The organism is Methanoculleus sp. 10, from assembly GCF_913757945.1.
In the GTDB taxonomy this organism is placed as follows: domain Archaea; phylum Halobacteriota; class Methanomicrobia; order Methanomicrobiales; family Methanoculleaceae; genus Methanoculleus.
The window spans coordinates 144,818-157,083 of sequence record NZ_CAJYDP010000005.1 but is presented as its reverse complement, the minus strand read 5'-3'; the positions used below and the strand labels follow the sequence as shown (position 1 = coordinate 157,083).

Here is a 12,266-nt window from a genome sequence, read left to right as displayed (position 1 = left end):
CACCCTATCGCTGTTCCTTGATCTTCCGTACGGAGATGATCGTCTGGATCTCTTTCACCCCCGGAAGGCCGGAGAGAGGGATGAGCACGCTCCGCTTCAGCTCGGATATGTTCTGCACCCGGACCTTGACGAAGAAGTCCCCGGGTTCGAGCACCTCGTAGACCTCAAGGATGCCCGGGTGGTCTCGCGTAAACGCCTCGACCTCCTGCTTTCCGTCCGGGTGGACCCTGACGTTCAGAAAAGCAATCAGGGTATGCTCAAAACACTTCTGGTTGATGACGATCGTGAACCGTTCGAGGATACCGGCGTTCTTCAGCTTCTCGATCCGTTTGAAGACCGTCGACGGTGCGATACCCAGCATCGAACCGAGCTCTGCCATAGACATCCGCCCGTCTCTCTGCAGTTCCCGAAGAATCGCATCATCGATCTCATCCATTCTTACAATACTTACCAGTTTGTAGTTATTAAAATTCCGCATTTGTTTTTGAACTCTCAATAGAGTATTTCTCATTTCTACAGGATAATGTCCGTTATACGGGGATTTTACCATGCTTCCGCCTTGTGAGAATATTAGAATTCTTCAGCAAAAAATGGAAATATTCGTCGAAAATTTGCCGCGTAAGGGAACTATTATTTCAGTGCCGGCGAAGGATCGTTCCACCGGGGTTGACGATCCGGAGCGGCCCCGGGCCTCCGACCGCTCTTCCGATGGCCGTGTCGATGAACTCCCGGGCCGCGGCGAACGCGGGGCGCGCAGCCATTCCCCGGGCAAGGTATGCGGCGAGCGCCGCAGAGAAGCAGCATCCAGACCCGTGCACCGAGTAGGGGTAGCGGCGCCCGGAGGCCTCCGCCACTCCATCCCGGTCGACGAGGATGTCGATTGCCGTATCGCCGGCAAGGTGCCCCCCCTTCACCACCACGGCCCCGGCGCCGAGGTCGAGGATCCGCCGGCCGGCCTCGGCCATATCGTCCAGGGTTGCAACCCGCATACCCGCAAGCACCTCCGCTTCAGGGAGGTTCGGGGTGACGACGGCTGCCCGGGGGATGAGCAGCTCGATGAGATCCGTGACGGCATCCTCATCGAGCAGCCGGTAGCCCGACGTCGAGACCATCACCGGGTCGATCACGAGCACGGCGCCGTCCGGCAGGGCCCCCGCGACGGCCCGGATGTTCCGGGCATTGCCGAGCATCCCGGTCTTCCACGCTCCGATGGAGAAATCGTCGGCAACCGCGTCTACTTGAGCCCGCACAGCCTCGGGAGGAAGCATCCACGTTCCCCTGACCTCACGGGTGTTCTGGGCCGTCACCGCCGTTACGACCGTCAGCCCGAAGACCTCGAGCGCCGTGAACGTCTTCAAGTCCGCCTGGATGCCCGCCCCTCCCCCGGAATCGGAACCGGCGATGGAGCATGCGGAAATCATCTGCGCACCCGTCATCCATCAGTATTCGGGGCGGATCCGCTTGAATCTTTGCCCGTGAGGAGAACTCCGCCGCCACTCCTTTTATCTCTTCGGGCACCGACCACTCTTACAATGGATGTAGAAGAGATCAGCCGCCGGCACCTTGCTGCCGGCACCCCTGACGACGATATCGTGCGCCTTCTTTCCCGGGATATCCTCACGATCAAGCGCAACCGCATCAGCCCCGCTTATGCCGAAGAATTCGCCAGGGCGGTCCTTGCCGAGGCGAAGAACTCAACCGACCTGTCCGGCGACCTCTTCACCTTCGAGCCCTCCGGCTCGACGATGGGTGAGTTCGGTGTCGGGTCGAGGGGGTCCGGGGACTTCTTCGCCCACCGGCAGCTCGCCCGGATCATCGGCCGGACTACGGCCGCGGTCGGCGTCGACGAGATGGACGACGCCGGTGCTGTGCGTGCCGCCGGGGAATATATCATCACCACCGTCGACGGGATGCACTCCCGCCTCTCCGACTTCCCCTTCCTCGCCGGGTTCCACGTCACCCGGGCGACGCTCCGGGATGTCTACGTGATGGGGGCAAAACCCGTCGCGCTCCTCTCCGATATCCACGTCGCCGACGACGGCGACGTCGCGAAGATCTTTGACTACACGGCGGGTGTCTCCGCCGTCGGCGAGGCGATGGGTGTCCCCCTCGTGACCGGCTCCACCCTCCGGATCGGCGGGGACATGGTGCTCGGGACCCGGATGACCGGCTGTGTCGGCGCCGTCGGGGTCGCCCGGCACCTCACGGCCAGAAAACAGATCGCCCCCGGCGACGTCCTCCTCATGACCGAGGGGGCCGGCGGCGGGACGATCGCCACCGCTGCGATCTACTCGGGGTTCCCGGAGGTCGTCGATGAGACGATCAACCTCCATTTCCTGAAAGCCTGCGAAGCGCTCCTTGCGAGCAGTGTTCTCTCCGGGATCCACGCCATGACCGACGTCACGAACGGCGGCCTCCGGGGCGACGCCTACGAGATGGCGGAGACCGCCGGCTGCCGGATCGTCGTCGAGGAGGACGAACTCCGCACGCTCGTGCAGCCGAAGGTCCTCAAGATGCTCGATGCCCTCGAGATCGACTACCTCGGCGTCTCCCTCGACGCCCTCCTGGTCGTCGCGCCGCCTGAGGTTGCACCTGAGGTCCGGCGGGTCGTCGGGTCGGCAGGCGTCGCGATGAAAGAGATCGGCTATGTTGAGGAAGGAAAACCAGAATCAGTCCTCAAGGTCGGCGGCGAGATCCGGGACTTCTCGCCCCGATTCAGGGAGTCGGCCTACACCCCGGTGAAGAAGGTCGTGGACGGGGATAAAAGAGATTTCGAGGAGATGAAGATCGGGGTCGAGCGGGCGGCGGAAGCGGCGCTTGCAAAGAAAGAGCGGATCCTCTCCCGGCTCCGCTCTTCGTGAGCAAATCGGGTGTGCTCTCGATCGGAGGGGAGCTACCTGTTATCCTTTTGAAGGGGGCTATCGTAAGAGATCGTAAATCTGCTCTTTTGTCATACCCTCAAAATCTGCAACATCGGTGACGATTGTGTTCAGGGTAGCCACGCTGAGCTCATCGTGAAGGGGTACGGTAACCCGGAGTCGTTTGCCTTCAACAACCTTATGCATCTGGACATGGCTTCCGGTCTGCCGGAGAAAAGAAAATCAGAGTTTTTCAAGGACTTTGGTCACTTAAATGCACTAACAACCGGGTGTCGCGGCAATGATGTCTACCTTATACTCAAAATATGATGGAATCTGGCTTTCCTGTTCATGGGTTTTTGACTTATACCTGGTTATGATGGTGATCTGTTCTCACGCTCCAAGTTCTTCCGTGTAATGGAGCGACGTTGCTTCCAGGATATTATCGATGAGCTCTCCGATGCTTTTACCCTGGGTATAGATGGCATTCCCGGGTGCATGTGCGCTGGCGCTCCACCATCCATCACCATAGATTACCTCAAATGTGACCAGCATGACGTTACACCCCTGTGTAGTTGGGGTATTGGGTCTTTCAGAGACAAGTTTGAGGGTAACAGGTTATAGCATCCAGACTAATGCAACGATTCTCAATTACCGGCACTCCCAACAGAGGAGAGTATGATCTTTTTTTCACACTGTCCGGGGGGTTGCATCCCGGGAGACGGTTTTTCCCCGGTATCCCCACGTACTGCCCCCCCTCCGGGGGGCGGGGGCTTTGAGGAGGAACGTACGGGTACCCTCCCCGGTCCCCTCCCCCGATGGCGATATCCACCACGGTCCAGTGCACGGGGAGAACCCGGGGGAGAACCGGGTTCAGACTAACTCCTGAACCTCATCTGACCCCTCAGGGAAACCGCCGCCAGCACCATCCTCTGGCACGGCCTTCCCCCGGGTATCGCCATGACTGCCCTCGCCCCCGGTGGGGCGGGGAGGAGGCGTAGCGCGGGCGGGGTGGGGGTGCCGGAGAAGCGTATGGGTATTCCACCCGGGTGGAGCGCGGGCGGAGCGGGGACGGAGGAGAGCGCTCCGTGGGGGAGGGGACGAAGGCCCGATAGGGTCTGTTCATCTGGAATCGATGCACTAATCCTGTTCCTCCCACGAAACGGGCGACCGGCGACTGCCCCGGTATCCGTTGCCGACGGGGGAAGAGAGAGCAGCCTCCGCTCCGCACCCGCCACGGGCTTTCGGGATTGACGATCCCCCTATGAAGAGGACCGTGCCCGAATCCTTCTCGACGACGAGGAAGACGAACGGGTGGCCTGCATTGGAAAACGCCGTCGGCATCCCCATCGCCACAAGCGTCGAGGCTCTCCGCGACTGTCGTCAGGTTGTCATCTTTCTGCAGAAGGATGAGCATCGCGAGTCCGGTCTCGATAGCCCTGGTCATATAGGAGATCGAGCAATCCGGGAGCCGGTTTGCCGCGAGGGCGGGGCGCAACCGCTCTACGTCTCCTGGTTGAGGTCAGAGGGACAGCCCGTGTGTCCCCCTCACAGACGTGACCTAACCCTCCGGTTTTTTCCCGCCCGCACAGACGTTATAAGCCAGGTAGGGGAGGTTCTCCTCGACGAAAGGCTCCACCTTCCGGGCGAGTGCGAACACCGGATCCGCGAGGTTTAAGTGTGCAAACGAGCACCGGCTGACCGAGACGCCCTCGAACCCCGCCTCCCGGAAGAGCCCGGCAATCTCGCCGTTGGTGTAGTAGTGCTCGCCGAAATCCCCGACACCCACCTTCTTCAGGCCGACCTTCTCCCCTACCTGGTAGATGACGGGGACAAGGCTCGTGAAGACCGTCCGCGAGAGGGTGCAGACGGCGATCCGGCCGCCGGGCTTTAAGACCCGGTAGCACTCCCGGAGCATCGCCTCCGGGTCGGGGACGTAACTGAAGGCGAGCAGGCTTGCAAGGGCGTCGAAGGCGGCGTCCCGGAACGGGAGGACCTCAGCGGTCCCGACGAAGAACCCGCTCTCCGGGCAGCGCTGCCGCCCGTGCCGGACCATCCCCGGGCTGATATCAAGGCCGACCGCCCGGCCCCCCTCCTCGATGTAGCGCTCCACAAAGAGCCCGGTCCCGCACCCGATATCGAGGAGGAACCCACCCCTGGGAAGAACGCTCATCACGTGGTCGGAGATATGCCCATGGTAGTACCTCCCGCGGTTGCCGTCGTAGCGGTCGTCGTAGATATCGGCGATCTCGTCATAGTGCTGCTGTACTTTCTTCACTGAACACCTCCCGGGCGATCCGGGCAAGAAGTGCGTTGATCTGCACAAAATCGTTTGCGTTGTGGCAGAGCCGACAATCCGCATCGGCGAGCGCGATGGCGAGGGCGGGGTGGTTGTACTCGCGCCTGACCACCTGCCGGAGTTCGTGGACGACCTCCCGCGCCGAGAGCCCATACTCGATCATCAGCGACTCGACGATGCTGCGTGCGGCGCCAAAGTTGCCGGCCCGTATGGCGTCGAACGCGGATGCTGCCACATTTGAGGTCTCGGAGCGCGTCACCTCCGCGAGGTCGAGGCCTTTCCCCGCCCCGGCGACGATCTGGAGGTACAGGATCGCCCGCCGCAGGTCGCCCTGTGCGGCGTGGACGATCAGGTCGAGGTCGTCGGCCGGGCATGTGGCCTCCTCCGCGGCGAGGATCTCCACAAGGCGGGCGCGGACGAGCGCGCTCTCAAGCGGGGCGAAGAAGAGCGGCAGGCAGCGCGATGCGATCGCGGGGATGATCGCCGACGGCCGGATGGTGATGAAGACGAACCGGCAGGTGGTGCTGTAGCGCTCCATGGTGCGGCGCAGGGCCTGCTGCGCCTCAAACGTCATGTCTTCAGCATCTTCAAAGACCATCAGTTTGAAGTCGGCGTCGAGCGGGCGCATCGAGGCGTACCACTTCACGATGTACTTGAAGTTGGCGATCAGGCTCTGGTCCTTTCGGTAGATCTGGGCAAAGCGTTCGTCCGTCTCAAGGGCGCTCCTCCCCCGCCCGAGGAGATCGGCGGCGCTGAGGATGGTGGTGTTCGCCTTCCAGTTCTCACCGTAGAGCCGTTTTGCCAGGCACTCGACGGCCACGGTCTTCCCGGTGCCGTGCGGACCTGAGATGAGCATATGGGGCACGCTCCGGGCGTCCGCAAACGAGACGAGATAGCGGACGATCGCGTCCTGCCCGATGATATCCCCGCACCCCTTCGGGCGGTAGACCTCACTCCAGAGCATGGCTCAATCTCTCTCTCATCTCATCTATGGCCGCCCGAAGAAGATAGGTATTGTCAAGGGCGGCGACCAGGCGCTCGCCCTCGCCGGGCTCAAGGGAGGCGCACGCCGCGGTGATGGCGGGGAGCGCGCGCGTCAGTTCGTCGACGATCGTCAGGGTCGCCGTGCGGGCGGTCCGGGAGAGCGGGTTTAAGTCGACGGTGACGACCGCCTTCCCCATCGCCCGGAGCGCCGCGCAGCGATCCCCGTCTTCAAGCGGGACGAGGACCACGTCGGCGTCCCCGATCCCCTCCCGGAGGCAGAGGCCGCGGTCGTGGGCGAGCGGAACGAGCCGTTCCGCGGTCCCGGAGAGGACCCGGACGCCGTGCTCCTCAAGGAGCCGGGTGATCAGCCTTATCCGCTCCTCCGTCCGGTGGAAGAGGTTCACCTCGACGTCTGCGCCGCTCGCCCGCTGGAGGGCCGCGATCTCCTCCGCCGCAAGCGCCGCCGTGTTGCCGTTCACCGATATCACCGGGTGGCGGGCAGAGAGAAGCATGGCGGCGGCCGTCCGGGCGGCGAGAGCCGCGCTCTCGCTCGTCCGCTCGCCGATCAGGTAGTCAAACGCCTCCCCGCGCCCGTGCGCGGCAAGCCCCTCGAGGGCGACGACGCCTTCGCGGGCGCACCGGGCCAGCCGCTCACGGGCGATGAGGGAGCGGTACCGTGGATGGTCTTTTGGTATCATGGTTTCATCTCGATCAGGTATGCACCGCGGCGTGCGGCCCGGAGACGGTAGACCTCTCCGAACCCCGAGAGCACCCGCTGTGCGGAATCGCCTGCGGCAAAGACGCCGTTTCCGAGCATCGTCATGCTCGCCGGGACATTCGCGGCGTCGCAGGCGCGAAGCACCCGCTGCACCTCCGGCGCGATGAGCCCGCTTTTCTCGGCAAACTGCCTTGAGAGCAGGCAGAAGTCAGCGAGGTCCCGGGGGCAGCGGTCCGGATACGCAGCGGCTATCCGCGCCATTGCTTCCGGGGACGAGAGGACCGAGGCGGTCGGAAGCGGGCCGAGGCTCACGGCATAGAGAGGCTCTTCCGGGTAGAAGCGGATGATCTCCGCGTGGATCCCGGGACCCATCCTGCAGACGACACCCCCTGCCTGGCTCGCGGCGACATCCCCGAGGCCGGTGCGGTGAACGACCTCGGCCTCGTGGGCCCGGGAGGCCACCTCATCCGCGGAGAGGCCGAGGTCGAAGAGGTGGTTTGCACCCGTGAGCGTCGAGAGGAGTGCGGCCGCCGAGAGGCCGAACCCGGCGCCGATGGGGAGCCGGCACTCCGTGGTGACGCGGGCCGTGACCCCCAGCCGGTCGAGGGCGTACTCGACCGGCGGCGACCCGGCGCTCACGCGGCCCTGCCGGATCACCCGGACGCTTGTTCCCGCGGCCGGAATGACCGTCGAGCGCACCCCCTCGTCGATGACCACGCCGGCCCCGACGCTCCCGGTGGTCCGGGGGTCGGGCCCCTCGACCCGCTTGAAGTAGCCGGATATGTGCCCGGGAGAGAAGGCTACAGCAGTCCTGACCATACCGCCGCCGCGACCTCCTCTTTGCTCCCCGTCACTTCGGTAACCCCGCCGGCGGTCATGATCCGAAACGACCCCTCCGCCGCCCCCATCGCCACGGGAGTGTTCACGACGACCATCTTCGCGCCCGCCTCAAGCATCGCCCTCGCCCGCTCCTCCTCGTGCCAGCCCAGTTTGAACGCCACCGTCACGGGGTGGAAGGCCGCCATCACCTCGTCGATGATCTTCGGGAGGGGGTTGAGCCGGACCGTCAGCGGTGAGCCGCTCGGGATCTTCCCCTCCCGGCGCTCAGGAGCGAAGTCGGATACAGCCGCCGCGCTGACGTAGATATCGACCCCGTCGTCGCGGCAGACCCGGAGGACTGCCTGGTGCATCTCCGCGGCGGTCGTTGCGTGGACATTTCGGACGCAGGGAAACGATCCCGCGTGGACCACCGTCACGTCGGCGCCGAGCCGGAAGGCCTCGAGCGCGAGCGCCCGCCCCATCTGCCCGGTCGACCGGGTGGTGAGGACCCGGACGTCGTCGAGGGGTTCCGCGCACGCCCCGCTCGTGATGAGGACCCGTTTTCCCGAAAGCGGTCGGCCGGAGACTGCACGCATAGCGTGGAGGACGACCGTATCGATATCCGCGACCTTCGCCTTCCCCTCCTCGACCTTCGGGTCGACGACGTCGATGCCCCAGGAGCGGAGCCTTCGTAAGTTCTCTGCAACGGCCGGGTGGCGGTACATGCTCTCGTGCATCGCCGGGGCGATCACCACCGGCATCCCCCGGCCGAGCGCAGTCGTCACGAAGGTCGTGACCGGGGTGTCGTCGATACCCGAGGCCATCTTCCCGATGGTGTTTGCCGTGCAGGGAGCGACGAGGAGGAGGTCGGCCGCCCCGCCCTCCCCGCAGTAGAGGACGTGCTCCACGAGACCGGTGATCCGGGTTATCGCCAGCCGCCCGGTCGCGTAGGTCAGGGCATCGGGGTGGACGATCCCGGCTGCTGCCGCCGTCATGACCGCCTGCACCTCTGCACCCCGGCGGCGCAGGGCGTGGGCGAGTTTCACCGTCTCCACAGCCGCGATACTCCCCGTCACGGCGAGAACCACCGTCTTTCCCGAAAGCGTCTTCACGATACCGTCACATCCTGCACCATATGCCACGCGTGCGGGCCGTACTTCTTCACCCGGCGGGAGATCACCGCCGCCGCAAAGCCCGCCTCCGCCGCCGCATCGCGGATCGCGGCTGTAGCGTCCCCGATGCTGTGGACGTGGAGCACGCTCCCGCTACGAGTGTGGGCGAGGGCGTCGGCGAGCATCGACGGGGCGTCGAAGTGCCCCATCAGGACACGGTCGTAGACCCCGGAGAGGAGCGTCCTGCAATCTCCGGCCTCTGCCGTGACCCGGTCCGCGACGTGGTTTGCCATAATATTGCGTTCCAGGTATTCAAAGGCTGTCGGATTGATCTCCATCGCGTGGACCCGCGCGCCGCTTGCGGCCGCCGGTATGGAGAAGTAGCCGATCCCGGCGAACATGTCGGCAACCCGCTCGCCGGGCCGGACGAGCGCGGCGACTCTCGCCTTCTCGTTGCGGTTCCCTTGCGCAAACATCACCCGGCCCGGGTCGAGGATAAACGTGTAGCCCTGCTCGCGGTGGCGCACCTCGCCCGTGGTCCCGTAGAGGACCTCCACGTCCGGGATGCGCGTTGCGCCCGAGAACCCCTTCACCCGGAGGACGCCCCGGGGGCGGCAGTGCTCCACGATCGCGGCGAGCTCCTCCTCCGACGGCGCGTCGCCGTGGAGGACCGCGACATCCCCGACGAGGTGATAGCCGCGCCCCCGGTAGGCCTCGCGCTCGGGAAGGTCCGCGTCGGCCGGATACCCTTCCCGGACCGGGACCCAGGCGGTGCCGTCCCGGACGTAGGGCCGGCGGGCGGGGTCCACCCACTCTGCACCCGCGATATCGGCGAGAACGGCCGCCGGCACCTTCCGCGCACGCATGGCGGCCCCTCACCCGACGATGACCAGGCGGTCCTGCTCGTCGTCGCGGAGCACCCGGATCGGCTGCCCCTCGACCGGGAACGTCCAGGGGACAGCATCGAGTTCCCGGGTCTGGTAGGTCTTCGGGTCCATCAGCCCCAGGATGTTTGGCTGTGTGAAGACGACGAGCGCGGACTCGGCCTCGCGGACGTTTCCTACGCGGCGCTCGATCTCCCCTTCGGCGAGGGTCCGGGCCGCGCCGGTTGCGAGATCAAAGACCCGGAGCCGCCGCCCGTCGATATCGCGGACCTCAAAGTAGCCGCCGCGGGATACCACCACGTCCCCCTTCTGGTAAAAAGGAAGGCGGATGGAGTAGGTGACGCGGTAGAGGGCTTTACCGTCTTTCTCGCCGACCAGTTTCGGATGGGTCGTATACCGCCCGCCGAGCGCCCCCGTGATCATCCGGGCGATCTCCTGGCCGAGGTGCTGGGATCCGACGGTGATATCGACGCCGTCTTTAGAGTCTTTGAGATCCGATATGAACGAGAGGCGGTCCCCCGCCTGCTGGAGGGACTCTTCGGCCTGCTCGGCGATGCTTGCCGCGACCTCGCGCTCGTAGCCGTTGATCTTCCTGTCCGTCGCCCGGACCTGGACGATCCCCTCGTAGTAGCCCCCGGATATGCGGCTGCACCGGTCGCAGGCCTCCTTCTGCCAGAGGATCTCGACCTCGCAGGTTTCGTGGACCGGGACCGAGTAGAGGGTCCCCTCCACGTCGACAGTGCAGGTCGTCCTGTTCGGCCCGGTCTCTGCCGACCGGACGGCGACCCGGAGGTCTTTCGCGTCTTCATGGATGCTCGTCGCCGATACAGCCAGTTCGGTGATGAGGTCCTCACGCGTCATCTTGAGGTCTGACCAGGTCTTGCCGCGTTTCTGCGAGTCGCAGACCGGGCAGTAGATCGCGATCACGCGGGGCTCGCAGGCAAGCAGCCGGGTATCCGCGGCCCGGCACTGCGGGCAGAGCCCTTCCTCGGTCGGCTGCCCGCAACGGGGGCAGATGCTCGTCTGGATGGTCATGGATTATACCCCGAAGATCTGGGCATGGGGTACGTCGCCGATCATGATGCAGTCCTCCTCCCTGATGAGCCCCATGGCGACGGCGAGGGCTACGACACGCTTCCCTATAATGTTGACGTTCGTCGCGCCCAAAAGAGCACGCCCGACCTCTTCCTCGGCGGCACGCTCTGTGCCGTAAAATCCTCCGGTGATGCAGACCTCCACGTCTCCGTGCATCAGGGTGACATTCAGGAGCTCGGAGTCGCAGGCAGCCACCACCTCACCGGCGCCCGGTACGTGGTGCACTTTTAAGTACATCTCAGATATCTTGGACGGGAGTCGTCAAAAAGGTGCGCTGTTCCCTAAGGAAGGACGATATCCACGCCGTAGGTGCGTGACGGGGTCGCGGCGTGGATGCGCCAGGCATCCTCTTCGGTGATCAGCCCCTCTTTCAGGTACCGGTGCGTGAACCGCGGGACCGACTTCGGCCCGATCACCGCGCCGGGCCTTGCGTTCTCGTCCATGTAGTCGCTCTCCATGGTGAACCGCCGCCCGGCCCGGGCGAGCGCCGGGATCTCCTCGTGCCGCGCGATGAGGGAGGGCATAAGAGGAGTATCGGGGGTTGCGAAGTGTTTGACGACACGCTCGAGCGGGACTCCTGCCCTGCCGGCCATCTCCACGACATCAGCGCAGGGCCCGCTCTCGGCGTGGAGTTGGACGGCGCAGTTGCACGCGGCCCCGAGTTCGAGCGCGTGATAGAGGACCGCGTTTGAGGCGCTAAGCACCTCCGGCGCCACCTCGTAGTGGGGCCGCCCGCTTTTGAGGGCAACAGCCTCTCCTTCCTCGACGTAGCGGGCGGCAAGGTCGAGCCCTGCCATCATCACGGCGGCGGCCTCTTCAAGGCTCATCCGTTCCGCGAGGCGGCTCATCTCCGCCGGGTGGACGCCGAGGACCGGGTAGACGACGAGCCCGGTCTCCCGGACCATGGCGGCCACCCGGAGCGTCGCGTCGAAGACCGCCCGGTAGTCGTCGCCTGAAGAGGGCGTGATGCCAAGCGACCAGGAGGGCTTTGCGACGAGGAAGATGTGCGTCCCACCGCTGCGCCGGAAGTCCTTCGCGGCCTCGATCCCCCGGCCGTTTGCCGGGTCGATATGGATATGGTCGTCAGTGATCGGTATCGCGGGTGGTTTCATGGATCTCGATGATCTCCATCATGGGGTAGTCGTCCTCGAGGCGCAGCCTGGCCCGGCAGACGGTTGTCCCGACCTTGGTCGTGATCTCGGCATCAAACATCTTCCCGGCAAGTTCCGAGTAGCCGAACCGGTTTGAAACCATCATATCGCGGTTCAGCCGGACGCGGATATCCGTCACGTAGGGCTGCAGTCCGACGGCCTGCTCGATGGCTGCTTCAACGGTCGCGGCAGTCTCGCGGGCGATGGGCGTCCCGACGAACTGGTGGTAGAGGGCGCCGAGCTTGATCCCGGCTTCAAACGCCGCCTTCTCGCGGTCGGTGAACATGGTAGTTAGGTTTGGGGTATGGGAGTAAGAAGGTGCGCACAGGAGAGGGCGTATGAGAGG

The 12,266-nt window shown here is 64.8% G+C and carries 15 protein-coding genes and 1 pseudogene; 1 reads left to right on the top strand and 15 read right to left on the bottom strand.

Features of this window, described 5'->3' with window-relative positions:
- Window positions 1–4: 4 nt before the first annotated feature.
- Complete coding sequence (locus QZ408_RS07545) at window positions 5–436, bottom strand: Lrp/AsnC family transcriptional regulator (protein ID WP_292490642.1); 432 nt, start codon at window positions 434–436, stop codon at window positions 5–7.
- 199 nt (window positions 437–635) lie between these two features.
- Window positions 636–1,421 carry a bifunctional hydroxymethylpyrimidine kinase/phosphomethylpyrimidine kinase gene (gene thiD, locus QZ408_RS07540; protein WP_292490641.1) on the bottom strand — a complete coding sequence of 262 codons (786 nt, stop codon included), beginning with the start codon at window positions 1,419–1,421 and terminating at the stop codon, window positions 636–638.
- Window positions 1,422–1,532: 111 nt separating this feature from the next.
- On the opposite strand from thiD, the gene QZ408_RS07535 reads away from it, so the two are divergent.
- Window positions 1,533–2,861, top strand: coding sequence for an AIR synthase-related protein (locus QZ408_RS07535; RefSeq protein WP_292490640.1), 1,329 nt, complete (start codon window positions 1,533–1,535; stop codon window positions 2,859–2,861).
- A 57-nt stretch (window positions 2,862–2,918) separates the two neighbouring features.
- On the opposite strand, the pseudogene QZ408_RS14875 reads toward QZ408_RS07535, so the two are convergent.
- From QZ408_RS14875 to QZ408_RS07475, 13 genes and pseudogenes are all read right to left on the bottom strand, one after another.
- Window positions 2,919–3,089: pseudogene (locus QZ408_RS14875) on the bottom strand (type II toxin-antitoxin system HicA family toxin); the annotation flags it as partial.
- Between the two features lie 162 nt (window positions 3,090–3,251).
- Window positions 3,252–3,413, bottom strand: a complete 162-nt coding sequence (locus QZ408_RS07530; protein WP_292490639.1) for a hypothetical protein — start codon at window positions 3,411–3,413, stop codon at window positions 3,252–3,254.
- 585 nt (window positions 3,414–3,998) lie between these two features.
- Window positions 3,999–4,202, bottom strand: a complete 204-nt coding sequence (locus QZ408_RS07525) for a hypothetical protein (protein ID WP_292490638.1) — start codon at window positions 4,200–4,202, stop codon at window positions 3,999–4,001.
- Between the two features lie 217 nt (window positions 4,203–4,419).
- On the bottom strand, window positions 4,420–5,136 hold the full coding sequence (locus QZ408_RS07520) for a methyltransferase domain-containing protein (protein WP_292490636.1): 717 nt from the start codon (window positions 5,134–5,136) through the stop codon (window positions 4,420–4,422).
- Window positions 5,111–6,121 carry an AAA family ATPase gene (locus QZ408_RS07515; RefSeq protein ID WP_292490635.1) on the bottom strand — a complete coding sequence of 337 codons (1,011 nt, stop codon included), beginning with the start codon at window positions 6,119–6,121 and terminating at the stop codon, window positions 5,111–5,113. The genes QZ408_RS07520 and QZ408_RS07515 overlap by 26 nt, the downstream gene beginning before the upstream one ends.
- The gene (locus QZ408_RS07510; RefSeq protein ID WP_292490634.1) at window positions 6,108–6,839 is read right to left on the bottom strand and encodes a 4-phosphopantoate--beta-alanine ligase; all 732 of its coding nucleotides are present in this window, start codon (window positions 6,837–6,839) and stop codon (window positions 6,108–6,110) included. Before QZ408_RS07510 ends, QZ408_RS07515 begins: the two co-directional genes overlap by 14 nt.
- Window positions 6,836–7,678 (bottom strand): pantoate kinase, encoded by an 843-nt coding sequence (locus QZ408_RS07505; protein WP_292490633.1) that lies wholly within the window; start codon window positions 7,676–7,678, stop codon window positions 6,836–6,838. Before QZ408_RS07505 ends, QZ408_RS07510 begins: the two co-directional genes overlap by 4 nt.
- Window positions 7,660–8,790, bottom strand: a complete 1,131-nt coding sequence (gene coaBC / locus QZ408_RS07500; RefSeq protein ID WP_292490632.1) for a bifunctional phosphopantothenoylcysteine decarboxylase/phosphopantothenate--cysteine ligase CoaBC — start codon at window positions 8,788–8,790, stop codon at window positions 7,660–7,662. Before coaBC ends, QZ408_RS07505 begins: the two co-directional genes overlap by 19 nt.
- Window positions 8,787–9,656: an SAM-dependent methyltransferase gene (locus tag QZ408_RS07495; protein WP_292490630.1), complete on the bottom strand. Its 870-nt coding sequence runs from the start codon at window positions 9,654–9,656 to the stop codon at window positions 8,787–8,789. Before QZ408_RS07495 ends, coaBC begins: the two co-directional genes overlap by 4 nt.
- Before the next feature lie 9 nt (window positions 9,657–9,665).
- Window positions 9,666–10,709 (bottom strand): 60S ribosomal export protein NMD3, encoded by a 1,044-nt coding sequence (locus tag QZ408_RS07490; RefSeq protein WP_292490629.1) that lies wholly within the window; start codon window positions 10,707–10,709, stop codon window positions 9,666–9,668.
- 3 nt (window positions 10,710–10,712) lie between these two features.
- Window positions 10,713–11,006 (bottom strand): DUF424 domain-containing protein, encoded by a 294-nt coding sequence (locus QZ408_RS07485; RefSeq protein WP_292490628.1) that lies wholly within the window; start codon window positions 11,004–11,006, stop codon window positions 10,713–10,715.
- A gap of 44 nt (window positions 11,007–11,050) precedes the next feature.
- Window positions 11,051–11,881, bottom strand: coding sequence for a TatD family hydrolase (locus QZ408_RS07480; RefSeq protein ID WP_292490627.1), 831 nt, complete (start codon window positions 11,879–11,881; stop codon window positions 11,051–11,053).
- Window positions 11,853–12,206, bottom strand: a complete 354-nt coding sequence (locus QZ408_RS07475; RefSeq protein WP_292490625.1) for a dihydroneopterin aldolase family protein — start codon at window positions 12,204–12,206, stop codon at window positions 11,853–11,855. Before QZ408_RS07475 ends, QZ408_RS07480 begins: the two co-directional genes overlap by 29 nt.
- Between the last annotated feature and the right edge of the window lie 60 nt (window positions 12,207–12,266).

What these genes read in the sequence shown, in the direction of transcription:
- QZ408_RS07480 (WP_292490627.1), bottom strand. Translation starts at nt 11,881, where the DNA reads ATGAAACCACCCGCGATACCGATCACTGACGACCATATCCATATCGAC.
- QZ408_RS07525 (WP_292490638.1), bottom strand. Translation starts at nt 4,202, where the DNA reads ATGCCGACGGCGTTTTCCAATGCAGGCCACCCGTTCGTCTTCCTCGTC.
- QZ408_RS07475 (WP_292490625.1), bottom strand. Translation starts at nt 12,206, where the DNA reads ATGTTCACCGACCGCGAGAAGGCGGCGTTTGAAGCCGGGATCAAGCTC.
- QZ408_RS07490 (WP_292490629.1), bottom strand. Translation starts at nt 10,709, where the DNA reads ATGACCATCCAGACGAGCATCTGCCCCCGTTGCGGGCAGCCGACCGAG.
- QZ408_RS07535 (WP_292490640.1), top strand. Translation starts at nt 1,533, where the DNA reads ATGGATGTAGAAGAGATCAGCCGCCGGCACCTTGCTGCCGGCACCCCT.
- QZ408_RS07545 (WP_292490642.1), bottom strand. Translation starts at nt 436, where the DNA reads ATGGATGAGATCGATGATGCGATTCTTCGGGAACTGCAGAGAGACGGG.
- QZ408_RS07530 (WP_292490639.1), bottom strand. Translation starts at nt 3,413, where the DNA reads ATGCTGGTCACATTTGAGGTAATCTATGGTGATGGATGGTGGAGCGCC.
- QZ408_RS07485 (WP_292490628.1), bottom strand. Translation starts at nt 11,006, where the DNA reads ATGTACTTAAAAGTGCACCACGTACCGGGCGCCGGTGAGGTGGTGGCT.
- QZ408_RS07510 (WP_292490634.1), bottom strand. Translation starts at nt 6,839, where the DNA reads ATGATACCAAAAGACCATCCACGGTACCGCTCCCTCATCGCCCGTGAG.
- QZ408_RS07515 (WP_292490635.1), bottom strand. Translation starts at nt 6,121, where the DNA reads ATGCTCTGGAGTGAGGTCTACCGCCCGAAGGGGTGCGGGGATATCATC.
- thiD (WP_292490641.1), bottom strand. Translation starts at nt 1,421, where the DNA reads ATGATTTCCGCATGCTCCATCGCCGGTTCCGATTCCGGGGGAGGGGCG.
- QZ408_RS07495 (WP_292490630.1), bottom strand. Translation starts at nt 9,656, where the DNA reads ATGCGTGCGCGGAAGGTGCCGGCGGCCGTTCTCGCCGATATCGCGGGT.
- QZ408_RS07505 (WP_292490633.1), bottom strand. Translation starts at nt 7,678, where the DNA reads ATGGTCAGGACTGCTGTAGCCTTCTCTCCCGGGCACATATCCGGCTAC.